This window comes from Bradyrhizobium sp. LA2.1 (genome assembly GCF_040547725.1).
GTDB classification, from domain to species: domain Bacteria; phylum Pseudomonadota; class Alphaproteobacteria; order Rhizobiales; family Xanthobacteraceae; genus Bradyrhizobium; species Bradyrhizobium barranii.
Map to the genome: position 1 here is coordinate 26,588 of NZ_JBEPQI010000027.1, position 24,200 is coordinate 50,787.

Annotated in this window: 25 protein-coding genes; 16 read left to right on the forward strand and 9 right to left on the reverse strand. The window is 63.6% G+C overall.

Features of this window, described 5'->3' with window-relative positions; translation table 11 throughout:
* Positions 1-13 precede the first annotated feature (13 nt).
* The 5 genes from ABIB95_RS37490 to napE are packed head-to-tail and all read right to left on the reverse strand — an operon-like array spanning position 14 to position 4,188.
* Positions 14-667: a NapC/NirT family cytochrome c gene (locus tag ABIB95_RS37490; RefSeq protein ID WP_085398940.1), complete on the reverse strand. Its 654-nt coding sequence runs from the start codon at positions 665-667 to the stop codon at positions 14-16.
* Complete coding sequence (locus ABIB95_RS37495; RefSeq protein WP_028151035.1) at positions 664-1,134, reverse strand: nitrate reductase cytochrome c-type subunit; 471 nt, start codon at positions 1,132-1,134, stop codon at positions 664-666. The genes ABIB95_RS37490 and ABIB95_RS37495 overlap by 4 nt, the downstream gene beginning before the upstream one ends.
* Positions 1,131-3,644 carry a nitrate reductase catalytic subunit NapA gene (napA, locus tag ABIB95_RS37500; RefSeq protein ID WP_354247292.1) on the reverse strand — a complete coding sequence of 838 codons (2,514 nt, stop codon included), beginning with the start codon at positions 3,642-3,644 and terminating at the stop codon, positions 1,131-1,133. Before napA ends, ABIB95_RS37495 begins: the two co-directional genes overlap by 4 nt.
* A gap of 17 nt (positions 3,645-3,661) precedes the next feature.
* Complete coding sequence (locus ABIB95_RS37505) at positions 3,662-3,976, reverse strand: chaperone NapD (protein WP_354080745.1); 315 nt, start codon at positions 3,974-3,976, stop codon at positions 3,662-3,664.
* 26 nt (positions 3,977-4,002) lie between these two features.
* Positions 4,003-4,188 carry a periplasmic nitrate reductase, NapE protein gene (gene napE / locus ABIB95_RS37510; RefSeq protein ID WP_027532529.1) on the reverse strand — a complete coding sequence of 62 codons (186 nt, stop codon included), beginning with the start codon at positions 4,186-4,188 and terminating at the stop codon, positions 4,003-4,005.
* A gap of 329 nt (positions 4,189-4,517) precedes the next feature.
* Between napE and ABIB95_RS37515 the strand changes: the two genes are divergently transcribed.
* The 4 genes from ABIB95_RS37515 to ABIB95_RS37530 all read left to right on the forward strand — a co-directional run bounded on the left by ABIB95_RS37515 (position 4,518) and on the right by ABIB95_RS37530 (position 8,953).
* Positions 4,518-5,381 (forward strand): transglutaminase family protein, encoded by an 864-nt coding sequence (locus ABIB95_RS37515; RefSeq protein ID WP_063981184.1) that lies wholly within the window; start codon positions 4,518-4,520, stop codon positions 5,379-5,381.
* A gap of 126 nt (positions 5,382-5,507) precedes the next feature.
* Positions 5,508-6,746: an acyltransferase family protein gene (locus ABIB95_RS37520; RefSeq protein ID WP_354247296.1), complete on the forward strand. Its 1,239-nt coding sequence runs from the start codon at positions 5,508-5,510 to the stop codon at positions 6,744-6,746.
* A 56-nt stretch (positions 6,747-6,802) separates the two neighbouring features.
* A complete protein-coding gene (locus tag ABIB95_RS37525) occupies positions 6,803-8,008 on the forward strand; it encodes an LLM class flavin-dependent oxidoreductase (RefSeq protein WP_304491325.1) in 1,206 nt (401 codons plus the stop codon).
* 156 nt (positions 8,009-8,164) lie between these two features.
* Positions 8,165-8,953, forward strand: coding sequence for a helix-turn-helix transcriptional regulator (locus ABIB95_RS37530; protein WP_354247300.1), 789 nt, complete (start codon positions 8,165-8,167; stop codon positions 8,951-8,953).
* Between the two features lie 111 nt (positions 8,954-9,064).
* On the opposite strand, the gene ABIB95_RS37535 is transcribed toward ABIB95_RS37530, so the two are convergent.
* Positions 9,065-9,286 (reverse strand): hypothetical protein, encoded by a 222-nt coding sequence (locus tag ABIB95_RS37535; RefSeq protein ID WP_166080608.1) that lies wholly within the window; start codon positions 9,284-9,286, stop codon positions 9,065-9,067.
* Between ABIB95_RS37535 and ABIB95_RS37540 the strand changes: the two genes are divergently transcribed.
* The 12 genes from ABIB95_RS37540 (at position 9,285) to ABIB95_RS37595 (ending at position 20,787) form a co-directional block, all read left to right on the forward strand.
* Positions 9,285-10,025, forward strand: a complete 741-nt coding sequence (locus ABIB95_RS37540; RefSeq protein WP_354247304.1) for a dienelactone hydrolase family protein — start codon at positions 9,285-9,287, stop codon at positions 10,023-10,025. The genes ABIB95_RS37535 and ABIB95_RS37540 overlap by 2 nt on opposite strands.
* A gap of 346 nt (positions 10,026-10,371) precedes the next feature.
* A complete protein-coding gene (locus tag ABIB95_RS37545; RefSeq protein WP_354247307.1) occupies positions 10,372-11,253 on the forward strand; it encodes a L,D-transpeptidase in 882 nt (293 codons plus the stop codon).
* A gap of 337 nt (positions 11,254-11,590) precedes the next feature.
* Positions 11,591-12,829, forward strand: coding sequence for a hypothetical protein (locus tag ABIB95_RS37550; protein WP_354247310.1), 1,239 nt, complete (start codon positions 11,591-11,593; stop codon positions 12,827-12,829).
* Positions 12,830-13,049: 220 nt separating this feature from the next.
* Positions 13,050-14,216, forward strand: coding sequence for a cytochrome P450 (locus tag ABIB95_RS37555; RefSeq protein ID WP_354247313.1), 1,167 nt, complete (start codon positions 13,050-13,052; stop codon positions 14,214-14,216).
* Positions 14,217-14,297: 81 nt separating this feature from the next.
* The gene (locus tag ABIB95_RS37560; protein ID WP_354247316.1) at positions 14,298-14,756 is read left to right on the forward strand and encodes a hypothetical protein; all 459 of its coding nucleotides are present in this window, start codon (positions 14,298-14,300) and stop codon (positions 14,754-14,756) included.
* A 377-nt stretch (positions 14,757-15,133) separates the two neighbouring features.
* Positions 15,134-16,084 (forward strand): sulfonate ABC transporter substrate-binding protein, encoded by a 951-nt coding sequence (locus ABIB95_RS37565; protein ID WP_354247319.1) that lies wholly within the window; start codon positions 15,134-15,136, stop codon positions 16,082-16,084.
* Positions 16,085-16,122: 38 nt separating this feature from the next.
* Positions 16,123-17,085, forward strand: coding sequence for a sulfonate ABC transporter substrate-binding protein (locus ABIB95_RS37570; RefSeq protein ID WP_354247322.1), 963 nt, complete (start codon positions 16,123-16,125; stop codon positions 17,083-17,085).
* Between the two features lie 8 nt (positions 17,086-17,093).
* Positions 17,094-18,260, forward strand: a complete 1,167-nt coding sequence (gene ssuD / locus ABIB95_RS37575; protein WP_354247325.1) for an FMNH2-dependent alkanesulfonate monooxygenase — start codon at positions 17,094-17,096, stop codon at positions 18,258-18,260.
* Entirely contained in the window at positions 18,257-19,063 is an 807-nt protein-coding gene (locus tag ABIB95_RS37580; RefSeq protein ID WP_354247328.1) for an ABC transporter permease subunit, read from the forward strand. Before ssuD ends, ABIB95_RS37580 begins: the two co-directional genes overlap by 4 nt.
* A gap of 20 nt (positions 19,064-19,083) precedes the next feature.
* The gene (locus ABIB95_RS37585) at positions 19,084-19,920 is read left to right on the forward strand and encodes an ATP-binding cassette domain-containing protein (protein WP_354247331.1); all 837 of its coding nucleotides are present in this window, start codon (positions 19,084-19,086) and stop codon (positions 19,918-19,920) included.
* Between the two features lie 32 nt (positions 19,921-19,952).
* Positions 19,953-20,534, forward strand: a complete 582-nt coding sequence (locus ABIB95_RS37590) for a flavin reductase family protein (protein WP_354247334.1) — start codon at positions 19,953-19,955, stop codon at positions 20,532-20,534.
* A 97-nt stretch (positions 20,535-20,631) separates the two neighbouring features.
* Positions 20,632-20,787, forward strand: coding sequence for a hypothetical protein (locus tag ABIB95_RS37595; protein WP_028160973.1), 156 nt, complete (start codon positions 20,632-20,634; stop codon positions 20,785-20,787).
* Between the two features lie 169 nt (positions 20,788-20,956).
* Here ABIB95_RS37595 and ABIB95_RS37600 read toward each other — a convergent pair whose 3' ends face one another.
* The 3 genes from ABIB95_RS37600 to fliN form a co-directional block, all read right to left on the reverse strand.
* Entirely contained in the window at positions 20,957-22,105 is a 1,149-nt protein-coding gene (locus ABIB95_RS37600) for a M20 family metallopeptidase (RefSeq protein WP_354247337.1), read from the reverse strand.
* A gap of 307 nt (positions 22,106-22,412) precedes the next feature.
* Positions 22,413-23,798, reverse strand: a complete 1,386-nt coding sequence (gene flbD, locus ABIB95_RS37605) for a sigma-54-dependent transcriptional regulator FlbD (RefSeq protein ID WP_354247340.1) — start codon at positions 23,796-23,798, stop codon at positions 22,413-22,415.
* A 51-nt stretch (positions 23,799-23,849) separates the two neighbouring features.
* Positions 23,850-24,200, reverse strand: a complete 351-nt coding sequence (fliN, locus tag ABIB95_RS37610; protein ID WP_018318401.1) for a flagellar motor switch protein FliN — start codon at positions 24,198-24,200, stop codon at positions 23,850-23,852.

Below are 24,200 nucleotides of genomic sequence, written 5' to 3' on the forward strand. Positions count from 1 at the left end.
GGCCCAGCCGCCCCTATTGCCAGCCGGGAACGCCGCGCATGTCGGGCAGGTGGTGGGCGATGCCCTTGTGGCAGTCGATGCAGGTCTTTTCCTTGGTGAACAGGAAGCGCTGGTGCGCCACCGAGGCCCGCGGCGACTGCTTGGTGATGTCCATGGAATCGGCGCTGTGGCAGTTGCGGCATTCCAGGGAATCGTTGGCCTTGAAACGCGCCCATTCATGCGCGGCGAGCTCGAGCCGGTGGTCCAAAAATTTCTCGCGGGTGTCGATGGTGCCGAAGATCTTGCCCCAGACCTCCTTGGAGGCCTGCATCTTGCGCGCGATCTTGTCGGTCCAGTTGTGCGGCACGTGGCAGTCCGGGCAGGTCGCGCGCACGCCGGAGCGGTTGGTGAAGTGGATCGTCGATTTCAGCTCGGCGAAGACATTTTCGCGCATCTCGTGACAGCCGGTGCAGAATTTTTCGGTGTTGGTCAGTTCCAGCGCGGTGTTGAAGCCGCCCCAGAAGATCACGCCGGCCGCAAAGCCCGCGAGCACCAGCACGCCGAGCCCGAACACCGAGCTCGGCCGGATCAGCACCTGCCAGAGCTCGCGCGCGAAGTCCCAGCAACGCAGCATAAAACTACGCTTGGCTTCCACCTTTCCCTTGGGCTCGTCGGCAGCCGTCGTCATCGTCGGCCACCGGGGCTGGCGCGCGACAGCAGTGTGTCGATGTCGATGAAATCGTTGCTCACCGGCGGCGTGGCGGTGTTCTGTGGCACGTGGCATTCCGTGCAGAAGAAGCGCCGCGGCGAGATCGAGGCCAGGAACTGGCCGTCGCGGTCCATGAAATGCGTGATCGAAACCATCGGCGCCTGCGATTCCGCGATGCGTGCCCGCGCATGGCAGGACAGGCATTTGTTGCCGTTGAGGTCGATCTGGTAGCCGTCGATGGTGTGCGGGATCACCGGCGGCTGCTCCGGGTAGTTGCGCACCTCTCTCTCGGACGTATTGCGGTTCGGCAGCATCGGTGGCGCCGCGCCCTCGTCATTGAGGGGGGCCGGGCCCCGCAGGCCTGACGTCACCGTCTGTGCGGTGAGAGAGCTCGCGCCCGCGGCGATCGCGACCGCGAGCAGGGCTATGCCAAATCGTTTCATCATGACAGGTTCACCCGCTCGATGCGCACGGCGCATTTCTTGTAATCGGTCTGCAGCGAGATCGGATCGGTGGCGTCCAGCGTCACCTTGTTGATCATCTTGGATTCGTCGAACCACGGCACGAACACGAGGCCACGCGGCGGCCGGTCGCGGCCGCGGGTCTCGACGCGGGCGCGGATGAAGCCGCGGCGGGATTCCACCTTCACCTCGTCGCCGCGCCGGAGTTTTGCTTCCGACGCATCGTCGGGATGCATGAAGCAGACCGCCTCTGGGAACGCCTTGTAGAGCTCGGGAACGCGGCGCGTCATGGTGCCGGAATGCCAGTGCTCCAGCACGCGGCCCGTCGAGAGCCAGAACGGATATTCGCTGTCGGGCGATTCCGCCGGCGGCTCGTAGGGCAGGGCGAAGATGCGCGCCCTGCCGTCGGGATAGCCGTAGAACTGCACGTCGGTGCCCTGCTTGACGTAGGGGTCGCTGCCCTCGCGGAAACGCCATTTGGTTTCCTGGCCGTTGACGACGGGCCAGCGCAGGCCGCGCTCGCGGTGATAGGCCTCGAACGGCGCGAGGTCGTGACCGTGGCCGCGGCCGAACGAGGCGTACTCTTCAAAGAGCCCCTTCTGCACGTAGAAGCCGAACGCCTTGGATTCCGTGTTGGCGTAGCCTTCCTCGATCTCCGAGGTCGGAAACTTGTCGACCTGGCCATTCTTGTAGAGCACGTCGAACAGCGTCTTGCCGCGAACCTCCGGCTTCTTGGCGATCAGCTCCTCCGGCCAGACTTCCTCGATCTTGAAGCGCTTGGAGAACTCCATGAGCTGCCAGAGATCGGACTTGGCCTCGCCGGGCGCGTTGACGAGCTGGTGCCAGAACTGCGTGCGCCGCTCGGCATTGCCGTAGGCGCCTTCCTTCTCCACCCACATCGCGGTCGGCAGGATCAGATCGGCGGCCAGCGCCGTCACCGACGGATAGGCGTCCGAGACCACGATGAAATTGTCGGGGTTGCGGAAGCCCGGATAAGTCTCCTCGTTGGCGTTGGGACCGGCCTGGAGGTTGTTGTTGACCTGCACCCAATAGGCGTTGATCAGGCCGTCCTTCAGCATCCGGCTCTGCAGCACGGCGTGGGCGCCGTTCTTGTCGGGAATGGTGCCTTCCGGCAGCAGCCAGAGATGCTCGGCCTTGTCGCGATGCTCCTTGTTGGTGACGACCATGTCGGCCGGCAGGCGGTGCGAGAAGGTGCCGACCTCGCGCGCGGTGCCGCAGGCCGAAGGCTGGCCGGTCAGCGAGAACGGGCTGTTGCCGGGCGAGGAGATCTTTCCGGTCAGGAGATGGATGTTGTAGACAAGGTTGTTGCACCAGACGCCGCGGGTGTGCTGGTTGAAGCCCATGGTCCAGAACGAGACCACTTTTGTCTTCGGATCGGCGTAGAGCTCGGCGAGCGCCTCCAGCCGGTTCATCGGCACGCCGGACATCTCGGCAGCTTTCTCCAGCGTGTAGTCCGAGACGAATTTTACGAATTCGTCATAGCTCATGTCGGTGGAGTCGTTGGCTTTCGCCGCGCCCGTCGCTTTTTTCTGGAGCGGATGCTCGGGCCGCAATCCATAGCCAATGTCGGTCTGTCCGCGCCTGAAAATCGTATGCGCGGCGACGAAATCCTTGTTGACCCGGCCTGTCTTGATGATGTGGTTGGCGATGGCGTTGAGGATGTAGAGGTCGGTCTGCGGCTTGAACACCATGCCGATGTCGGCGAGGTCGAACGAGCGGTGCTCGAAGGTGGACAGCACGGCGACGCGGACATGCGGCGCGGACAGCCGGCGGTCGGCGAGGCGCGTCCACAAAATGGGATGCATCTCCGCCATGTTGGAGCCCCACAGCACGAAGGCGTCGGTGGCCTCGATGTCGTCATAGCAGCCGGCCGGCTCGTCGATGCCGAAGGTGCGCATCATGCCGGCGACGGCGGAGGCCATGCAGTGCCGCGCATTGGGGTCGATGTTGTTGGTGCGGAAGCCGGCCTTGTAGAGCTTCGAGGCGGCGTAACCTTCCCAGATCGTCCACTGGCCGGAGCCGAACATGGCGAGACCGTTGGGCCCGCGCTTCTTCAGCGTTTCCTTCCACTTCACCTCCATGATGTCGAAGGCTTCGGTCCAGCTGATTGGCGTGAACTCGCCGTTCTTGTCGTACTTGCCGCCTGTCTTGCGCAGCATCGGCTGCGTCAGCCGATCGTGGCCGTACATGATCTTGGAAAGGAAGTAGCCCTTGACGCAGTTGAGGCCGCGATTGACCTCGGCCTTGATGTCGCCATGGGTGGCGACGACGCGGTTGTCCTTGGTCGCGACCATCACCGAGCAGCCGGTGCCGCAGAAGCGGCAGGCGGCCTTGTCCCATTTCAGTTCGCTGTTGTCGCGCTCGGCGACGAGATTGGCGGCGAGCGCCGGTGCCGGCATGCCCGCAGCGGCGGCCGCTATCGCGGCGGCCTCGAGCTTCAGCATCTGGCGGCGGTCGAGCTTCGGCGATGTCATGATGGCTCTCCCGTCCGTTAGGCGGTTTCGATGGCGTGGAAGACCAGCGCCGCGGAATAGACGTTGGGCAGCGACTGGATGGTGTTGAGCAGGGTGCCGAGGCTGCCGGCATCCGGCGCTTCGGTCACGACGACGAGTTTTCCGCGCGGGTCGCGGCCGTGGATCTCGCAGCCGGGCATCGCGGCGATCTCGGCTTCCAGTTCGTCCAGGCGCTCGGGGCGGGCCTGCACGATGATGCTGGCGATCTCGCAACCTGGCGGCGCGACGACGCGGTCGGCGGTGAGCACCCGGCCGGTGATCAATGCGCGGCGGTTGAGTGTGGATTGGGCCATGATGCCTGTCTTTCGCTGTTCGGAGGTCAATGCGGGGAGGGTGGCGGGCCGGGAGGACCGGCGAACATCTGGTAGATCCAGACGCCGAGCCCGTATGAGCCGACCGTTCCGACCGCGAGGACGGGCATCACGACCGCGGTCAGGAACAGGAAAGCGAAAATCTCCATGCGCTTACGGCGCACGCGCGAAGTCGTGTCGTCAGGGGCCGACATATTCGGTCTCTCTGAAATGGTGCTGGAATCGGGACGGCATCCGGGCCGTTGCCTTGCTGCACTTTAAATGGAGCAGGGCTGCTAACGCGTTGATCTGGATCAACCCGTCGACTTGACCGGATGTCGCGGCGCGGCCAACGGACCGAGCCGCGGCGCTCCGTGCGCGCGAGAGAAGCAAGCGGCAACGATCGTTACCCAAAAGCGAAGATGCTTTGCGGCTCGGGGGTCAGGCCGCATACATCTTCTCTTGCCTCGGAAATGCCCGCGACCTACTACCAGTGGTAGCGGGCGCCGCAACATCCATCGCTGCAACGTGGCGGGAGCTACATATGAGGCGAATCCGAATCATTCATAAGACCGAATATTTTTACAATCAGCCGGTCACCTTCGGCACTCATCGAGCCATGATGCGGCCTCGCGAGGGACATGACGTCCACATCGTGAGAGGGTCGATCGATATCGAGCCGAACGCCGAAGTTCGCTGGTTGCGCGACAATTACGACAATGCCATCGCAGTCGTGACCTTTTTGGAATTATCCGACACGCTCAGGATCGCAAGCGAGGTCGACGTCGACCTTTACCACGACGACCCCATTGAATGGCGGATTGCGCCATTCGCCAGTTCATTTCCCTTCCAATATCCCCCGGAGGAGCAGCTTGAGCTGACGGTGTATCGTCTCCCGAGCTATCTCTACGACGCCACCGCCCTGCTCGAATGGTTGCGCGATCTCTACAAACCCGGTCAGTTGATCGGCACGCTGGACCTTCTGAACAATTTGAATACTCACATCTACCGATCGTTCAAATACGTTTCCCGCGAGGCTCTCGGGGTTCAATCACCCAACGAAACGCTGCGGCTCGGCAGCGGGACCTGTCGCGACTATGCGGTGTTCATGATGGAAGCTGCCCGCTACTGGGGATTTGGTGCGCGCTTTGTCACCGGCTACATCCAGATGGCCGAGGGACAACACGGCGCCACGCACGCCTGGACCGAGATCTATATCCCCGGAGCCGGGTGGCGCGGCTATGATCCCACCAACAACAAGATCGTCGGCAGTGAACACATACCCGTCGCCGTGACGCGCGAACAGGAAAGGGCCTCTCCGCTTTCCGGGACGTGGGATGGTCCGGCGGATGCATTCAGCCGGATGAACGTCTCGGTGCAAGTCATATCAATACCAGCATCGCCATGATCGTAGTCCACGGTCGATCACGGCAAGCGCGGGTTGGCGGCCAGTCGGTGTGTCCTTGATCCCTCGCCCGTCTTGATCGGGCAGATTGCCGGAAACAAGCCTTTCACCAGCAAGCCGAGTCCGTCCATGTCCCGATCAACCGCCATCGCCCCCGCATCGGAACGGTTGCACGCGCTCGACGCGGTCAGGGGTTTTGCCCTGCTGCTCGGCATCGTCCTGCACGCAACCCTGTCGTTCGTGCCGGCCCCGACCAGGATCTGGATCATACAGGATACCCATCAAAGCCTGGCCCTGGGCCTGCTGTTCTTCGTCATCCACGTCTTCCGGATGACGACCTTCTTCCTGATGGCGGGTTTCTTCGCTCGCATGAGCTTTCATCGCCGGGGAATCTGGGGCTTCGTCACGGACAGGTTGCAGAGGATCGGACTGCCGCTAGTGGTCGGCTGGCCGATCGTGTTTACGCCGATGGCCCTGGTGGTCATATGGGCCGCGGGCTTTCCGAACGGCGGCCCGATCCCCGGCGCACCTCGCTGGCCGCCGGTGCTGCCGAATTTCCCCCTGACCCATCTCTGGTTTCTCTATGTGCTGCTGGAGCTATATGTCGCCATGCTCCTGCTGCGCGGCGCAATTGTCTGGCTCGATGTATCAGGCACGCTGCGAACGGTTGTCGACCGCCTCTTTGCGCAGATTATGCGAAATCCGCTGGCGCCCCTGGTTCTGGCGATCCCGATCGGCATCGCTTTCTGCCTCGATCAAAGATGGATCAATGTGATGGGCGTGAGGACGCCGGATCAATCGCTCGTCACGAACCTCCAGGCGTGGGTCGGCTTCGGCACTGCCTTCGGCTTCGGTTGGTTGCTGCATCGGCAGACCGATCTACTGCGGATTTTGGAGCGACGCTGGCTGTGGAATCTCTTGCCGGCGCTCGGCCTCATTCTGATCAGTTTCGTGCTTGTCGGGGTGATGATGTCCGTGCCGGGTGCGCCGAAACTGCCGGTTAGTTTCGCCACGCTCAGGCTTGTCTCCGCCATCCTGTATGCACCGGCGATATGGATATCGACCTTCGCGGTCCTCGGCCTCGCACTTCGCTTCATGTCCGGCTTCAGCCCGACCCGGCGCTACCTCGCCGATGCGTCTTACTGGCTCTATCTGATCCACATGCCGATCGTGATGGCGCTGCAGGTCGTGCTGTCGCAGCTCGACTGGCCCGGGCCGATCAAGTTCGCCATCATTCTCGTCGTCGCGATTCTCCCGATGTTGGCGAGCTATCATCTGCTGGTGCGCTTCACCTTCATCGGCGTGGTGCTGAATGGCCGCCGCGCCGAAAAGCGCGTTCTCCCGCGCGGCGGAATTGCGACCGCGTAGACAGCGCCTCCCCGCTCACTAAGATGAGCGCAACAAGAATAAGCGGGAGAGGCGTCATGAAGTTCGGCATCTTCTATGAGCTGCAGCTGCCACGGCCCTGGGTGGCCGGCGACGAGCTGAAGCTCTACCAGAACGCGCTCTCGCAGATGGAACTTGCCGACAAGCTCGGCTACGACCACGCCTGGGTCGTCGAGCATCACTTCCTCGAAGAGTACTCGCACTCACCCTCGCCGGAATCGTTCCTCGCCGCCGCCAGCCAGCGCACGAAAAACATCCGGCTCGGCCACGGCATCCTCCAGCTCACCACCAATCATCCGGCGCGCGTCGCCGAGCGCGTCGCGGTGCTCGACCTGCTCTCCAACGGCCGCTGCGAATTCGGCATGGGGGAGAGTGCCTCCATCACCGAGCTGACGCCGTTCGGCCGCGACATGGAGACCAAGAAGGAGGTCTTTGAGGAGGCCGTGCAGGCGATCTTCCCGATGTTCAGGGATGCGGGGAGCGAGCACCACGGCAAGTACTTCGACATTCCCTTGCGCAATGTCGTGCCGAAGCCGGTGCAGAAGCCGCATCCGCCGCTGTGGATGGCGTGCTCGCAACTGCCGACCATCGAACGCGCCGGCCGCCACGGCTTTGGCGCGCTGGGCTTCCAGTTCGTCAGCGCGGATGCCGCGCATGCCTGGGTGCACGCCTATTACAATGCAATGACCAAGCGATTGCACAAGCTCGCCGACTACGAGATCAACCCGAACATGGCGCTGGTCTCGTTCTTCATGTGCGCCAAGACCGACGAGGAGGCGCGTGCGCGCGCCGACGGCGCCACCTTCTTCCAGTTCGCGCTGCGCTTCTACGGCGCCTCGCAGAATCGCCAGCGTCCCGCGCCCTACACCGTCAACATGTGGGACGAGTACAACAAGTGGAAGCGCGACAATCCGGAAGCACAGGAGGCGGCGCTGCGCGGCGGCCTGATCGGCTCGCCCGAGACGATCCGCAGGAAGCTGAAGCGCTTCCAGTCCTCCCATATCGACCAGGTCATCCTGCTCAACCAGGCCGGCAAGAACAGCCACGAGCACATCTGCGAATCGCTCGAGCTGTTCGGCCGTGAGGTGATGCCGGAGTTCCAGAACGATCCGGCCCAGGCGGCGTGGAAGCAGGGTGTCATGAGCGGCGAGATCAAGCTGGAGGAGATCGACACCGAGGCGTTTACGGATCGCTACGGCAAGCTCGCGATCAACGTCGCGCCGGCGAAGGCCGCGGCGGGGTAGGGGTAGTCCCGCTGCGGCGGCATGGGCCCCGGCTCAGCAGCGCACCGTTGCTGCGCAGAGCCGGGACCCGGAAGCGGCATAAGCCGCCGTCTCCGACTTTCGGTCAAACCCGGCTGCTGATATCGTCCGCCAAAAGAACTTTTGCGGAGGAAACCAATGCGGCCCCACGGCATGGCCCCAACTCCAGCGGCGAACGACATCGCGCCGGCGGTGCTCGCCATCGGCCGACCTGATTTCCCGAATGTCCTGATCGACACGTTGCGCCGGCAGGCCGGCGTCGGCCATTGCATGGTGTTCGCGCTGACGCGCACCGGCGCGGCGAGCTGTCTGCTCGATGCCGGCAACATCCCGATCGGCAGCGATCTCGGCGCGGCCTATGCCGGTCAGTTCCACGAATCCGACCCCAATCGTGATGCGCTGTTCGAAGGCGAGGGCAGCGCGCCGATCATGCTGCCGTCGTTCGCGCCGCGCATGTATGGCGCGCGCTACCGGAAAATCTTCTTCAACGACTCTGATATCGTCGACAAATATGCGACGGCGATCTGGGTCGGCGACACCTGCTTCTATGTCAATTTCTACCGCATTACGGCCCAGGGCCGCTTTGGCGACGTCGAGCGTGCGCGGCTTCAGGCCATTGCGCCTGCGATCGGCGCCAGCGTTGCGCGTCATTTCCAGCAGGCGGCCACCGCGACGCTCGACCAGAACCTCGCCGCGTTGTTCGCAACGCGCGCGCCCCTCTCCGCACTGACGCCGCGCGAGCAGGACGTCTGCCGCCGCATCCTGCTTGGCTTCAGCTCCGAGGCGATCTCGCAGGCGCTGGGCATCAGCCTGCATTCGACCCTGACCTACCGTAAGCGCGCCTATGAGCGGCTCGGCATCTCCTCGCAGAACGAATTGTTTGCGATTGTGCTGCGCCTGCTCGCGGGTCCGCGCGGTCTGAACTGAGGGGATACTAAGTCCGCGATATCCGCTTCCGAGGGCAAAGCGGACATGCGGTCCGCCCACGGGGATCGTCGCCTTTTGACGCGAAGCCGACATCCGCGGCGCGAATCCTCTTCAAGGATACTTACGCTTTCCCAAGTCGGATATGGTGTTGACCAGAATCAAGGGGGCAAAGGTGCAATTTCCAATGAGGCAAATCATACTCTCAATAGTCGCTGTTTTGTCGTTCTCATCTGCGCGTGCTGAGATGGTCAAGATACCTTGGCATACTTCAGCGCAGTCCTTGCCTTGGATTCCCGGCAACGAATACATCGACGGCAGGTCGAAAAACTTCATGGACGGCACCGTCGAGGAAAAGGGTAAGGTAAGGGCCGAGGGCGAACTGTCGGCGGACATTATGCGGCCGCAGGGCGCCAAGGGACCAATCCCCTTCGTGATCATGCTGCACGGCTGCGACGGGTTCGGCCGGGTCGAGAGGAAATGGGGGCGCGACTACGGCGGCAGATTGGTCGGGGCAGGCTATGGTGTTCTCCTGCTCGACAGCTTCGGCAGCCGGGGATTGGGACCCGACGGCGTCTGCTCGGATCCCAGCCAGTTGACTTGGGCTCGGCGCCGGGCTGACGATGCGTATGCGGCGCTGGACTGGCTCATCGGACAGAGGATCGCTGATCCCAAGCGGGTCTACGTCCTTGGCCGCAGCAACGGTGCGACCACGACCTTGATCATCATGAACCGGGCGATCGGCGACCTGCACGAGCACATGTTCGCGGGCGGCTTCGCGATGCAGCCGTCCTGTTATTTGATGAAGAACGTCGAGTTCTACGCCCCGGTCCATCTCTTCCTAGCAGAGAAGGACGAGGCGACCAGCCCCATCCTCTGCGGCCAGATGGCCGAGAGCAAGCGGTCGATTCCCGTGAAGACGGTGCTGTGGAAGGGGGCGAACCACAGCTTCGAAGATCACGAGCCAATCCACGTTTTCCATGGCTACCATGTCGGATACAATGCCGCGGCTGCGGAAGGCACCATCAAGGCAATCATTAGTGCGTTGAACGAGGCCAAGAAAGCGGAAAACTGACCGCGCGGAGTCGCACAGCCTGTAGGTCTGCGACGACGGCCGAATGGCGGCGGATAGATGCGGGAAGTCCGTCTGAACAACTTCCGCTCGTGGCCCGAAGCCGCCGTCAATGAAGGAGCGGAGCGCGTTCGCTCCGCCCGGCGATTCAGACCCCGACGCGTTCCGCGATGAGAAGCGCGTCGTCCGCATCGCAACCTCAATATCAAGCGGTACGCCCAATTTTCACGTCGCCGAACAAGAGTTGGGCGTTAACCATCGCCAACGGTTCCAGTCTGAGCGACATCGCTTCGAAGTTTCTTAAATTTTGCCGGGTACCTCTTCCAGGCATGGTGACCTGGGGAAAGACATGAGTAAGCGGGCCAAACGTAAGAAGGCAGAGGCCCTCGCAATCCCCATGGCCGCGAGAGTTGCGATTGGCGCCGTGGCCGTCGCCGTCGTGGGGTATAGCTTGCTGTCTAGCCCGGCGGACGTGCAACCGATACGAAAACCGTCCGCACAACAGGCCCAGGCGTCGTCAACTCCGGTTTACGTGTCGACTCCAGTTCGTGCATCAGCGCCAGCTCCGGCTGCGATTCCGGTCCCGGCTCCGATCCCGGCCCCGGCGCCTCTGGTCGAACCACCCAAAGCCGACGCTGGCGTTCCCGGAGCACTTGTCCGGCAGGTGGTTGACTACGCCAGCCGTCAGGCGCCGGGCACCGTGATCATCGATACCGGAAACACATTCCTCTATTTCGTTCTGAACGACAGGCAGGCGATGCGCTACGGCATCGGTGTCGGCCGCGAAGGTTTCACATGGTCCGGTGAACAGACTGTGGCCCGTAAGGCAGAATGGCCGGATTGGCATCCGCCTGTGGAGATGGTCTCGCGTCAGCCTTATCTGCCACGGTTCATGGCGGGCGGTCCGGGCAATCCGCTCGGCGCCCGGGCGATGTATCTCGGCGAGACCGAATATCGCATTCACGGCACCAACAATCCCGATACGATCGGGAAGAAGGTTTCGTCCGGCTGTATCCGGCTGACCAATGACGACGTCGCGGACCTTTACGAGCGGGTGAAGATCGGAGCGAAAGTGATCGTGCTTCCGGCAACCGCCGCCCGCAGGCCCTCCCAGGGAGCGCCAGCCGACGCCGCTTTCCGGTTGCCGGACCCGGCATCGCCGTCGAAGCGGCCCCTGGCGGCTAACGCGCAGATGTTGTCATCCGGACCGAAGATCGCCGAAGCCCGGTAACTCAGTCCTCGGTCCTCGGTCTGCAACCGAGGACAAGGAGGCAATTCAAGTCGTCGCGTTTAAGTCAGTTGCGGGCACTTAACGAACGTTCGCTCATGCGCTTGCCGATGTCCGCCGTCGGGGAATCGCGAATCGACTAAAGCGAGCGGTTTATCGCTTCGATGACTTGGGATAGCATCGTATCATCCCCGCCCTATCGAGGGGTGACGGGTAAGGCCGGCATTTGAATTGGAAGATTTAGGTTTCAAATGCCCCGCTTACGGCCCTCGGAATGTGAGGCATTTCGCAGACAGATCTACGCGCGCATTGTCAACTCCTGAGAGGAGCGAGTCCCGACATGAGACGTCGCGAGTTTGTCACGCAACTAGCCGGTGCGGTGGCGGCTTTGCCAATCGCGGCGCTTGTCCTTGCCCTTGCGAATTCCAAAAGCCTTGCACAGGCAGCCAAGAACGAGCCGAGTACTGAGGCCCTTCGGCTTGAACTCGACAAGGAAAAATGGCGCGACGAACGTGAGATGCGGGTGCGCGAGCTTGCTCTAAAGGAGCGGGAGCTTTCGCTTCGGGAAGGCGAGCAAGTCAGCTCTAAATGGTTCAATCCTCTCTTTGTCGCGATTTGCGCCGCCGCTCTGGCTGCATTGGGAAACCTCTTGGTCACCTTTTTCAACGGGAGGACCCAGCTAAAGCTTGAGACGAGCAAGGCGGAGTCCACGCGCATTCTTGAAATGATCAAGACCGGCGACACGGAAGCCGCGGCCAAGAACTTGGAATTCTTGCTCGGAGCAGGCTTGGTCGTTGAGAAGGACCAGGCAATCTCTCTTCGACAATATCTTGATCGTCGGCAGCCGGGCAAAGGTCCGTCGCTACCATCGCCGGGACGATTTGCCTTTGAGTCTACAACTGATCTGACGGCCGACATTCAAACCGAGCTACAGGGAAAACTCGAGGCATACATTGCTTACCTCGACAAGATTGGTTCGCCGCCCGACTTGGTTCAGGCGAAGATCAAGATTGGTGCGGTGCCCGGGCACTATGCCCAGTACCAAAACAACACGCTCGAAATTGACTCCAGGATCGCCCGCGATGTTTTTGTGGCCTTGCGAGAATATAGCCATCACGCTCTAACGTCCAAAACCAACAATCCATGGACGGGAAACTTCGCCGGAATCGAGTCGGGTCTTGCCGACTACTTTCCAGCAAGCTTCTTGAACAACCCACGGGTAGGTGAAATTTCCGCTGAGATCATCCGCCCGGGTCAGCCATATCTCCGTTGCCTCGACAACAGGCTGAAGTTCAAGACGACAAAGGCTTTGAAAGATGATCCCTGGACTAGCGGCGAGATTTGGGGCGGTGCGTTCTGGGAAATGCGCAATCGACTAACTGGGGATGTGATCGATCCGATTCTTATGAAGGCATGGTGGTCTTTGTTGGACCACCCGTCCAAGACCAGCGCGCCAAAGGCGTTTGCAGCCGAGGTGCTTGCCGCCGCAAAGCTGAATCAGCACGACAAGACGATCCAAACGATTCTGCGAAATCGTGGATTTTCGCTTGATAAGGCCGCGTCCGTCCCTGGCCCTTAGACGCGATCGGTAGATGCTTTACGTGGGCTTCGCGGATGGCGGCTCGATCCCCGGCCGTGAGAAGCTGTAGGCGCAGGCCATACAGACCGTCCTTACGGCGGCCCGATTCTTTCCCGATGCTTGGCTGAATCTTTGCCGGCTTGTCCCAATCGCTGGGGACAGACAGACGCCTCCGAAAACGGTAACTTGAGGGATCGAGGAAATTACAAGGGAGCAACGCTTGAGCACCGCGCCGCGCATCGACATCGACCCTGCTTCGTTCTGGGCCGATCCCTATCCGATGCTCGCGAAGATGCGGAAGGAAGCGCCGATTGCCTTCGTGCCGCAACTCGGTTCGACATTGCTGGCGAGCCGCGACGACATCTCGATCTCCGAGAAGCAGATCGACGTGTTCTCCTCGCACCAGCCCGCAGGCCTGATGAACCGGCTGATGGGCCACAACATGATGCGCAAGGACGGCGAGGCGCATCAAATCGAGCGGCGCGCGATGTTTCCGACGGTGTCGCCGAGGACAGTGAAGGCGCACTGGACCGCGCTGTTCCAGGCCCATGCCGACCGCATCATCGGTGCGATCGAGCCGGGGCGGATCGATTTCATGCGCGACTTCGCGCTGCCGTTTTCCGGCGAATGCCTGAAGTCGATCACCGGCCTCACCAATATCGGCTTCCGGGACATGGACGCGTGGTCGCAAGGCATGATCGAAGGCATCGCGAACTACACCGGCGACCCCGCCGTCGAGGCGCGCTGTCATGCGGCGACGTCGGGCATTGATGCTGCGATCGACGACATTCTGCCCGTGATGCGCAAGCATCCCGATCAAAGTATCCTCGGCGTACTCCTCGCTGCGGGCATGCCGATGGAGAGCGTGCGCGCAAATGTAAAACTCGCGATATCAGGCGGCCAGAACGAGCCGCGCAAGGCGATCGCCGGCACGGTGTGGGCGCTGTTGAGCCATCCTGAGCAACTCGATCTCGTGCGCGAGGGTGAGGTGTCCTGGCTCGAAGCCTTCGAGGAATACGCCCGCTGGATCTCGCCGATCGGCATGTCGCCGCGGCGCATCGCAAAGCCGTGGACGATCCGCGACGTCTCTTTCGAGCTAGATGAGCGCGTGTTCCTGATGTTCGGCTCCGCCAATCGCGACGAGAAGCATTTTGAGCGCGCCGACCAGTTCGACGTGCGGCGTGACACGTCCAAGAGCGTCGCCTTCGGCGCCGGCCCGCATTTCTGTGCCGGCGCCTGGGCCTCGCGCGCGATGATCGCGGACGTCGCGCTGCCGACGGTGTTCGCGAGGGCGAGCCGTCTCGAACTTGCCGACGATGAGCCTGTGCGGATCGGCGGCTGGGCGTTCCGCGGCCTGCTGAACCTGCCGGTGAGGTGGGTGCACTGACCAGACGACGGTCGCCGTGACGGCGAACTTGTGTCGTCGGACGATTGAACCGCATCGTTCTCCGGCGACACACATGACGTCATGTTCATTGGCGTCATGTCCATCCAGTTCTGGCCCAAGCCGTGGCTTGAATCGTCTCTGGCTGCCGCGTCGGCGCTGATCGCGTTGCTGGTCGTCGTACCGGCGCGCGCCGCCGGACCGTCCTCCATTTCCGGCTGCTGGACGCAGACCTCGCTTGTGCCTTACGCCCAGACGCCGCCCGGCAAGGAGTGGGGTTCGCGGACCTGGTGCTTCAGGCCAGATGGGACGATGACCAGTGTCCACATCGCATGCGGCCGCGGCGGTTGCGACGGTTGGGATCGGGACGGACGTTACCGCTGGCGACGGCCGATCGTGTGGATCTCCGACGTCGATACGTCAGACGACGGCAAACGTCAGACAAAGGTGTGGCGTCGATGTCGCGTCAGTTTCCGCGCCAGGGATCGCATGGTGCTCGAGAATTGCTATTTCTCGTCCGATCCCTGGGTGCGCGAGCACTGACCGGGCCTTGTCAGGGGGCCTCCACCCACGCGCTGCCATGATGCCATAATGCCCCTGTTTTGCCCGACGTGTCAAACGAACTTCGGATAATGCGCAAGTAATTGATCGGACTATTGTCGGCTACTGTGCATGGGGTTGTTTTCGACATTTTTGCTCCGGCGCTGCGAGCGTCGGCCGGATTCCCGCGGCTCTCACATTCGCGTGCGGAAAAGAATCCCTCTGCATCAGCGCGGCCGCTTGAAAGATTAATCATGCACTTCGCCACACGCGTAGTGCTCGCATCGCTATTTTCCCGCGCGTCTCGACACCTTTCCCTCCCCGCACCATCATTCCCCAGACCTCAATGAATGACGGCCGCGTGTGGCCGGGAGTCTGGAATGCAGCGTCGTCACTTCTTGAAATTGTCCGCTGGAACCGCAGTCGCGGCGGCGTTCGCCTCCCGCGCGAACGCGCAGGCCGCGGTGAAGGAAATTCGTATCGGCTATCAGAAGACAGGCGTGCTGGTTATCACGCGCCAGCAGGCTTCCTTGGAAAAGCATTTCAATCCGCAAGGCATCGACGTGAAATGGGTTGAGTTCTCCTCGGGCCCGCCGATGATGGAGGCGATGAACGTCGGTAGTGTGGACTTCGGTTCGGTCGGCGATTCCCCGCCGGTGTTCGCCCAGGCCGCGGGTGCCGCGATCGTCTATGCCGCCGGCCAGCCCATCACCAACGGCCAGGGCATCCTGGTGCCGAAGGACTCGCCGATCCGTTCCATCGCCGACCTGAAGGGCAGGCGTATCGGCTTCACCAAGGGGTCCAGCGCCCACAATGTCGTGGTGCAGACGCTGGAGAAGGCCGGTCTCACCTATGCGGACATCACGCCGGTCTATCTGACGCCGCCCGATGCCGGTCCCGCCTTCGCCAATGGCAGCATCGAGGCCTGGGCGATCTGGGATCCCTATTTCGCGATCGGCGAGACCAAGCAGGGCGGCCGCATCCTGATCAATGCGCGCGAAGTCACCAAGACCAATTCCTTCTACATCGCCAACCGTGAGTTCGCGAAGACCCACGGCTCCATCCTGCAGCAGATCGTCGATGTGACGACCGCGACCGGCAAATGGGCCGAACAGCACCGCGGCGAGGTCGCCAAATGGCTCGCCGCCGTCACCGGCGTCCCGCTCGACATCCAGGCCGTCGCGGCCGAGCGCGCGAACTTCGTGGTCGGCCCCGTCACCGACGACATCGTCGTGACCCAGCAGGGCGTCGCCGACCGCTTCTACAAGCTCGGCCTGATCCCGAAGCCGATCGTCGTTCGCGACATCGTCTGGCGCAACCCGGCAGCCTGATCGTGCCGACCACTCTTCCCACGCACAAGGGTTTGAACATGAGGCGTATCATTCAGCGTCTGATCGCGGCCATCGTGCTGTCGATCGGCATCGTCGCCGCCGCTGTCGGCACCTCCTACGGCCAGGACAGCCAAGCCAAGGTCGTCCGCATCGGCTACCAGAAATACGGCAAGCTGGTGCTGCTCAAGAGCAAGGGCACGCTGGAGCCGAAGCTCGCCGCCGACGGCTACAAGGTGGTGTGGACCGAATTCCCGTCCGGCCCGCCGCTGCTCGAAGCGCTCAATGTCGGCGCGATCGATTTCGGCAACACCGGTGAAGCCCCGCCGATCTTCGCGCAGGCCGCCGGCGCGCCGATCCAGTACGTCGCCTACGAGCCGCCGGCGCCGAAGGGCGAGGCGATCCTGGTGCCGATGGACAGCCCGCTGAAATCGGTCGCCGATCTCAAGGGCAAGAAGGTCGCGCTCAACAAGGGCTCCAACGTTCACTATCTCCTGGTCAAGGCGCTGGAGAAGGCGGGTATCAAATATTCCGAGATCGAGCCGGTGTTCCTGGCGCCGGCCGATGCGCGCGCCGCTTTCGAGCGCGGCGCGGTCGATGCCTGGGTGATCTGGGATCCGTTCCAGGCCGCGGCGGAAGCCGCCGCCGGCGCGCGCACGCTCGCCGACGGCACCGGCATCGTCGCCAACTACCAGTTCTATTTCGCCTCGAAGAAGTTCTTCGACACCAACCCGAAGATCGTCGACGCCGTGCTGGCTGAGCTGAGCTCGGTCGACGATTGGGCCAAGGGCGACATCCATGCGGTCGCCGAGCAGCTGGCTCCGGCGATCGGCCTGTCTGTCCCTGTGGTCGAGGTGGCGCTGAAGCGGCAGGCCTATGGCATCAAGCCGATCACCGATGCCGTCATCGCCGATCAGCAGCAGGTTGCGGATGCGTTCTTCGCGCTCAACCTGATCCCCAAATCCATCAAGATTTCCGACGTGGCCCGGAAGCCAGGATCGTGAGCAAGCACATGAGTAAGCAGTCCAACACCAACATCCTCTGGTTCCTGCCGACCCACGGCGACGGCCGCTATCTCGGCACCGGCATCGGCGGCCGTGAGGTCAACTTCAACTATCTGCGCCAGATCGCGCAGGCCGCCGACCAGCTCGGTTATTACGGCGTGCTGTTGCCGACCGGGCGATCTTGCGAGGATTCCTGGATCGTGGCCTCCTCGGTCGCGCCGTTCACCGAGCGGCTGCGCTACCTCGTGGCTGTCCGCCCCGGCCTGCAGTCGCCGAGCGTGGCGGCGCGCATGACCGCGACGCTCGACCGCGTCACCAACGGCCGGCTTCTCGTCAACGTCGTCACCGGCGGCGATCCCGTCGAGAACAAGGGCGACGGCATTTTCCTCGGCCATGACGAGCGCTACGAGGTCACCCGCGAGTTTCTCAACGTCTATAGCGACCTGCTCGCCGGCAGGACCGTCAATGTCGAGGGCAAGCACATCCATGTCGAGGGTGGCAAGCTGCTGTTTCCGCCGGTGCAGTCGCCGCGGCCGCCGCTCTATTTCGGCGGTTCGTCCGATGCCGGCATCGACGTCGCCGTCGACGCCGTCGACAAATATCTCACCTGGGGTGAGCCGCCGGCTCTGGTTGCCGAGAAGATCGCGAAGGTGAGGGAGGTCGCAGCTGCGCGCGGCCGCAAGCTCTCCTTCGGCATTCGTCTTCACGTGATCGTTCGCGAGTCCAACGAAGAGGCCTGGCGCGCCGCGAACGAGCTGATCAGGCATGTCAGCGACGACACCATCGCGCTGGCGCAGAAGAACTTTGCCCGCATGGACTCCGTCGGTCAGCAGCGCATGGCGCAGCTCCATGGCGGCAAGCGCGACAAGCTCGAGATCGCCCCGAACCTGTGGGCCGGTGTCGGTCTCGTGCGCGGCGGTGCAGGCACGGCGCTGGTCGGCGACGCGCAGACGGTAGCGGCGCGCATTAGGGAGTATCAGGATATCGGCATCGATACCTTCATCATGTCGGGCTACCCGCATCTGGAGGAGGCGTATCGCTTTGCCGAGCTGGTATTCCCGCTGCTCTCGCTGGAGCAGCCGAGCAACGTGACCAAGCTGCACTTCAACGGCGGTCCCTTTGGCGAGACCGTCGGCAGCGATTACCGTCCGCAGCAGCGAGTGTCCGAGTCATGAGCCTGATTGACAGCGTTTCACTTCCGCGCAGCTTCCGCCTGCCGCGGGTCGACGGCCTGATCCAGTGGATCGTGCCGCTCGCCATCATCGCGATCTGGCAGGTCGCGAGCATCACCGGCTTCGTGCCGGTTCGCGTGCTGCCGGCGCCGAGCGACGTCGTGCTCGCGGGCTGGAAGCTGCTGCTCACCGGCGAGCTCGTCCGCAACATCTGGGTGTCGTTTTGGCGCGCCTCGATCGGCTTCCTGATCGGCGGCGGCATCGGTTTCGCGTTCGGTCTCGCCAACGGCCTGTCGCAGCTCTCGGCCAAGCTCACCGACACGACGCTGCAGATGGTGCGCAACGTGCCGCATCTGGCGCTGATCCCGCTGGTCATTCTGTGGTTCGGCATCGACGAGAGCGCAAAACTGTTCCTGGTGGCGCTCGGCGTGTTCTTCCCGATCTACCTCAACACGCTGCACGGCATCCGCACCGTGGATCCGCAGCTGATCGAGATGGGCCGCATCTACGGCATGACCGACACTGAGCTGTTCCGCCGCGTGATTTTCCCCGGCGCGTTGCCCTCGATCTTCGTCGGCATCCGCTTTGCGCTCGGCATCATGTGGCTCACCCTGATCGTCGCCGAGACCATCGCGGCGTCTTCAGGCCTCGGCTACATGGCGATGCAGGCGCGCGAGTTCATGCTGATCGACGTCGTCGTGCTCTCGATCCTGATCTACGCCCTGCTCGGCAAGCTCGCCGACAGCGCCTCCCGCGTGCTGGAGCGCCTGACGCTCTCCTGGCACCCCGCCTTCCAGAAACGCTGAGCAGAAATACTGGGGATCACATGCAGACAGCTCTTCGTACGGCCCTTCCCGAAACCGAGCTCGCCAGCCGCGCCAATTTCGTGCCGCAGGCACGCGTCGTGCGCGAGGAGCGCCCGGCGCAGACGACAGGCCTGCCGCTCAGCATCCGTGGCTTGCGCAAATCCTACGGCGACAACGAGGTGCTGCGCGGCATCGACCTGCACATTCCCGCCGGCCAGTTCGTCGCCATCGTCGGCAAGAGCGGTTGCGGCAAGAGCACGCTCTTGCGGCTGATCGCCGGGCTGGAAAAGATCGACGCCGGCAGCATCAGCTTCGGCCAGGATGTCCAGCCCGAGGACATCCGCGTGATGTTCCAGGAGCCACGGCTGCTGCCCTGGGCGCGGGTGCTCTCCAATGTCGAGGTCGGTCTCGGCCGTAATCGCTCATCCAGTGATGCGCATGCGCGCGCCGAGAAGGCGCTGACCGAGGTTGGGCTGACCGACAAGCGTGATCAGTGGCCGTCGGTGCTGTCAGGCGGCCAGAAGCAGCGCGTTGCGCTCGCCCGCGCGCTGGTCTCCCATCCGCGTGTGCTCGCCTTCGACGAGCCGCTCGGCGCGCTGGACGCGCTGACCCGCATCTCGATGCAGCGGCTGCTGGAGCGGGTCTGGCGCGACCAGGGCTTTACCGCGATCCTGGTGACCCACGACGTCGCCGAGGCCGTCGCGCTGGCCGACCGGGTGCTGGTGATCGACGAGGGCCGCATCGCCCATGATGTTACGGTTAACGCCGCCCGGCCGCGCGAACGTGGCTCCGCCGAGCTCGCAAGCCTCGAAGGCTCGATCCTGAGCCATCTTTTGTCGGCGGACGATCGTACCTAAATACAGGGGAACCCCGCTTCGGGGACCATGCCATGAATGTAGTGCCTCGCGATCTCATGATTGAAACTGCCGTCTCGTCCGCCGATTTCCGCGGCGCCATGCGCCACCTCACTGGCGGCGTCAGCGTCATCACCGCCGGGCGGGGCAAGGACATCACCGGCATGACGGTCACCTCGGTGACCTCGCTGGCGGTCGATCCGCCGACGCTGCTGGTCAGCATCAACCGCGATGCCTCGTCCTTCCCGCTGATCCGCCGCTACGGCGCCTTCGGCGTCAACATCCTCGCGGCCGACCAGCTCGACGTCGCCGAGCGTTTTGCCGGCAAGGGCGGGCTGAAGGGGGCCGATCGCTTTGCGGGTAGCCAGTGGGTGACGGCGGTCTCGGGCGTCCCGCTGCTGGTCGGTGCATTGTCCGCGGTCGATTGCGAGGTCGAGGAGATCGTCGAGCGGCATTCGCACGGCATCGTCATCGGCCGCGTCAGCAGCGTCAGGAATTCGACCCGCAATGCTGCACTGGCCTATTGGCACGGCCAGTACGTGGCGGTCGACCAGGACGAAGACGCGGCGAGGCTCGCCGAGGTCAGCGTTCCCGCCCGCGGCCTGCGCGGCGTTTGATCGCTGCGCTAGGGTGGGCCGCAGGCTGGCCTTTTCCCCGTCATCGCTCTAGAAGCGCCCAGAGCCGTCCCGTCCGGGACGGCAATGGAGCAGAACGATGAAGCGCGTCGCCACCTGGGCCTTCTACGCCATCGGCGCGCTCGCGATCGGCTACCTCGCGCTCTACGCCTATGCCATGTTCAGCGGCCAGCCGATCGTGCCGGGCGACCCCATCCACATCTTCCGCAAGCCGGACGCGCCGAGTTATTCGTGACGGCTCTCTCGACTCGTCATGGCCGGGCTTGACCCGGCCATCCACGTGCAACCACGAATGACGAGTCTCGTAGGGTGGGCAAAGGCGCTCTTGCGCCGTGCCCACCATCTATCCGCGACGACCGAATTGGTGGGCACGCTTCGCTTTGCCCACCCTACGGCACCTGTGTTCATCCCTTCAAAATCGCCAGCGCCAGCGCCTGGGCGCGCGGCACGATACTGTCGAGCTCGAGATATTCCTCCGGCGTGTGCGCGAGCCCGCCGACCGGCCCGAGGCCGCAGATGGTCGGCGTGCCGACCGCAGCGGTGAAGCCGGAATCGGCGCAGCCGCCGGAAAACTCGCCCTGGAGCGTGGTAAGGCCGACCTGCTTTGCGGCCGCTTGATAGCCTTCGAACAGTGCCTTCGACTCCGTGCTCTGCACCACCGGCACGAACTCGCCCTTCACCGTGAGCGTCGCGCTGGTACCCGGGACATAGGACGTCGCGATGATCCTCTCGATCGCCGCCATGATCCTCGCACGATCCGCCGGATCGACGTAACGCAGGTCGATCTGGCCCTCGGCTGAGGGCGCCGTGGTGTTCACCGACTGTCCGCCCGAGACGAGACCGACATTCAGCGTGATGCCCTTGTCGAGATCGGTCAGCGCGTGGATCTGGACGATCTTGTGCGCGAGCTCGCCGATCGCGCTGACGCCCGCGGCGAAATTGGCGCCGGAATGCGCGGCTTTGCCGGTGATGGCAAAGTGCATGAAGATGCCGCCCTTGCGGCCGGTGACGATGTTGCCGGTCGGCCGTCCCGGCTCGGAATTGAACACGGCGCGTGAGGCGCGTCCCTCGCGCTCGATCACCGGGCGCGAGGATGGCGAGCCAATCTCCTCGTCCGAGGTGATCAGCACCTTGATCGGATGCGGGCTGCCGCCGAACTTGTGGAAGGCGGTCGCCACGAAGATGTTCATCACGACGCCGGACTTCATGTCGGCAACGCCGGGTCCATAGGCGCGCTTGCCCTCAATCGTGAACGGACGCCGTCCGGCCTCGCCCTTGCCGAACACGGTGTCGCGATGGCCCATCAACAGCACCGGCTTCTCGTTGCTGCCGGGTTTGGCGACATCGGCATGGATTGCATCGCCGAAGGTGGCGTTGCTCTCGCGCCGGAACGGAATGCCATGCTCGGCAAAATGCCGCTCGAACCGCGCACCGACCGCATCGACGCCTTCCTTGTCGTAGGATCCGGAATCGATGTTCACGACATCGCGCAGCAGATCGATCATCGCCTGCCGCTGCGACGCCAGCCAGTCCGTGATTTGAGCTTCCGACATGTGTATCCTCGCGTTGTTCCGAGGCGGGGTTATAGGGCGTTGCACGGCCGCGACCTAGTCGCCGGATGCGGTGCGGCCATGTCCACCGGTGTCGTCCCCGCGAACGCGGGGACCCATACCGCGGAATCTATCGATGTGGCCGGTAGGAGTACCGAACGACGGGTCTTCGCGAAACTCCTCCCTGGGGTTATGGGTCCCGGCGTTCGCCGGGACGACACTGAGAATGTGGCGACTACGCGCCTCACCAACAAAAACAAAATGCCCGGGAGTTGGCCCGGGCATTTGCAGTCTCAACCAGCGTGGAGACCTACGCCCCCACCATCGGCATCCGCGGATATTCGCCCGGCGTTCCCGCCGGTGTGATCGGGATGCCGCCGTCGGAATATTCGTTGAGCTTGTTGCGCAGCGTGCGGATCGAGATGCCCAGGATATTCGCGGCATGGGTCCGGTTGCCGAGACAGTGCTTCAGCGTCTCCAGGATCAGGTCGCGTTCGACGTCGGCGACGGTGCGGCCCACAAGCGCCCGCGTCACCTGCTCGGCGGCCATGGTCGCATGCGCCACGGCCGGGGCGGTCTTGGCGAGGTCGAGGCGGTCGCCGTCGGGTGTGAGGATCGCGTCGGGGCCGATCTCGTCGCCCTGCGCCATCAGCACCGAGCGGTGCATGGTGTTCTCGAGCTCGCGGACGTTGCCCTGCCAGCGGTTGGTCGAGAGCACGCGGCGCGCGTCCGCGGAGATCGGGCGCACCGGTACGCCGTTGGCTTCGGCATATTTCTTCACGAAATGCTGGGCGAGCTCGAGGATGTCGAGGGGACGCTCGCGCAGCGGCGGGATCTTCAGATTGACAACGTTGAGGCGGAACAGCAGGTCCTCGCGGAACGTGCCTTCGCGCACGGCTTCCGCCAGGTTGCGGTTCGAGGTCGCGATGAGGCGGATGTCCACCGGCACCGGCTTGGTGCCGCCGACGCGGTCGATCACGCGCTCCTGGATGGCGCGCAGCAGCTTCGATTGCAGGCGGACGTCCATCTCCGAGATTTCGTCGAGCAGCAGCGTGCCGCCGGTCGCTTCCTCGAACTTGCCGATGCGGCGCGCGATTGCACCGGTGAAGGCGCCCTTCTCGTGGCCGAACAGTTCGGATTCCAGCAGATGCTCGGGGATCGCGGCGCAGTTGATCGAGATGAAGGGACGCTTGGCGCGGGCCGAGCGGGTGTGGACGTAGCGGGCCAGCACTTCCTTGCCGGTGCCGGATTCGCCGGTGACCATCACCGAGGCGTCGGAGCCCGCGATCTGCTGGGCGAGCTTGATCACCTTGGCCATCGCCTCGTCGCGATAGACCAGCTCGCGGGAATCGTTGGCGACCGCGGCTAGCACCGCGGCGATCAGCTCCGGATCCGGCGGCAGCGGGATGTATTCCTTGGCGCCGGCGTGGATCGCGGCGACCGCGGCGCGGGCGTCGTTGGTGATGCCGCAGGCGACGATCGGCGCGTGGATGTGCTCGGCCTCGAGCCGCATCACGAGGTCGCGGATGTCGAGGGCGACGTCGACCAGCAGGAGGTCGGCGCCCTTGCCGCCGCGCAGCACGCGCATCGCCTGCTCGTGATCCTCGGCATGGGTCACGGTGGCGCCGTTCTCCATCGCGATCTTGGTGGCGGTGGTGAGCTGGCCCTTCAATGTGCCAACGATGAGAAGCCGCATGTCAGTCTCCTGTCCGTCTGGTCGCGCTGCCGCGCGTCATTCCTTGCGCTACTAGCTGCGTTCGGTCTTGATGATTTCGGTCATGGTCACGCCGAGCTTGTCCTCGACCAGGACGACTTCGCCGCGGGCGACCAGCTTGTTGTTGACGTAGATGTCGATGGCTTCGCCGACGCGGCGGTCGAGCTCGAGCACGGTGCCGGGCCCGAGCTTCAACAGCTCGCTGACGTCCATCTTGGAGCGGCCGAGCACGGCCGAAACCTGCACCGGCACGTCGAACACGGCTTCGAGGTCGGCGGCGGCGCGCGCAGCATATTCGTCCTCGTTGTAGCCGACGTCCGTACCGGTCGGCGGCATCGGGCCGTTGAGATCGGGCAGCGGGACCTGTCCGTCGGTGTCGCTCAT

Coding starts and splice junctions, on each gene's coding strand:
- ABIB95_RS37490 (WP_085398940.1), bottom strand. CDS start 667: ATGACGACGGCTGCCGACGAGCCCAAGGGAAAGGTGGAAGCCAAGCGT.
- ABIB95_RS37495 (WP_028151035.1), bottom strand. CDS start 1,134: ATGATGAAACGATTTGGCATAGCCCTGCTCGCGGTCGCGATCGCCGCG.
- napA (WP_354247292.1), bottom strand. CDS start 3,644: ATGACATCGCCGAAGCTCGACCGCCGCCAGATGCTGAAGCTCGAGGCC.
- ABIB95_RS37505 (WP_354080745.1), bottom strand. CDS start 3,976: ATGGCCCAATCCACACTCAACCGCCGCGCATTGATCACCGGCCGGGTG.
- napE (WP_027532529.1), bottom strand. CDS start 4,188: ATGTCGGCCCCTGACGACACGACTTCGCGCGTGCGCCGTAAGCGCATG.
- ABIB95_RS37515 (WP_063981184.1), top strand. CDS start 4,518: ATGAGGCGAATCCGAATCATTCATAAGACCGAATATTTTTACAATCAG.
- ABIB95_RS37520 (WP_354247296.1), top strand. CDS start 5,508: ATGTCCCGATCAACCGCCATCGCCCCCGCATCGGAACGGTTGCACGCG.
- ABIB95_RS37525 (WP_304491325.1), top strand. CDS start 6,803: ATGAAGTTCGGCATCTTCTATGAGCTGCAGCTGCCACGGCCCTGGGTG.
- ABIB95_RS37530 (WP_354247300.1), top strand. CDS start 8,165: ATGCGGCCCCACGGCATGGCCCCAACTCCAGCGGCGAACGACATCGCG.
- ABIB95_RS37540 (WP_354247304.1), top strand. CDS start 9,285: ATGGACGGCACCGTCGAGGAAAAGGGTAAGGTAAGGGCCGAGGGCGAA.
- ABIB95_RS37535 (WP_166080608.1), bottom strand. CDS start 9,286: ATGAAGTTTTTCGACCTGCCGTCGATGTATTCGTTGCCGGGAATCCAA.
- ABIB95_RS37545 (WP_354247307.1), top strand. CDS start 10,372: ATGAGTAAGCGGGCCAAACGTAAGAAGGCAGAGGCCCTCGCAATCCCC.
- ABIB95_RS37550 (WP_354247310.1), top strand. CDS start 11,591: ATGAGACGTCGCGAGTTTGTCACGCAACTAGCCGGTGCGGTGGCGGCT.
- ABIB95_RS37560 (WP_354247316.1), top strand. CDS start 14,298: ATGTTCATTGGCGTCATGTCCATCCAGTTCTGGCCCAAGCCGTGGCTT.
- ABIB95_RS37565 (WP_354247319.1), top strand. CDS start 15,134: ATGCAGCGTCGTCACTTCTTGAAATTGTCCGCTGGAACCGCAGTCGCG.
- ABIB95_RS37570 (WP_354247322.1), top strand. CDS start 16,123: ATGAGGCGTATCATTCAGCGTCTGATCGCGGCCATCGTGCTGTCGATC.
- ssuD (WP_354247325.1), top strand. CDS start 17,094: ATGAGTAAGCAGTCCAACACCAACATCCTCTGGTTCCTGCCGACCCAC.
- ABIB95_RS37580 (WP_354247328.1), top strand. CDS start 18,257: ATGAGCCTGATTGACAGCGTTTCACTTCCGCGCAGCTTCCGCCTGCCG.
- ABIB95_RS37585 (WP_354247331.1), top strand. CDS start 19,084: ATGCAGACAGCTCTTCGTACGGCCCTTCCCGAAACCGAGCTCGCCAGC.
- ABIB95_RS37590 (WP_354247334.1), top strand. CDS start 19,953: ATGAATGTAGTGCCTCGCGATCTCATGATTGAAACTGCCGTCTCGTCC.
- ABIB95_RS37595 (WP_028160973.1), top strand. CDS start 20,632: ATGAAGCGCGTCGCCACCTGGGCCTTCTACGCCATCGGCGCGCTCGCG.
- ABIB95_RS37600 (WP_354247337.1), bottom strand. CDS start 22,105: ATGTCGGAAGCTCAAATCACGGACTGGCTGGCGTCGCAGCGGCAGGCG.
- flbD (WP_354247340.1), bottom strand. CDS start 23,798: ATGCGGCTTCTCATCGTTGGCACATTGAAGGGCCAGCTCACCACCGCC.
- fliN (WP_018318401.1), bottom strand. CDS start 24,200: ATGAGCGACACCGACGGACAGGTCCCGCTGCCCGATCTCAACGGCCCG.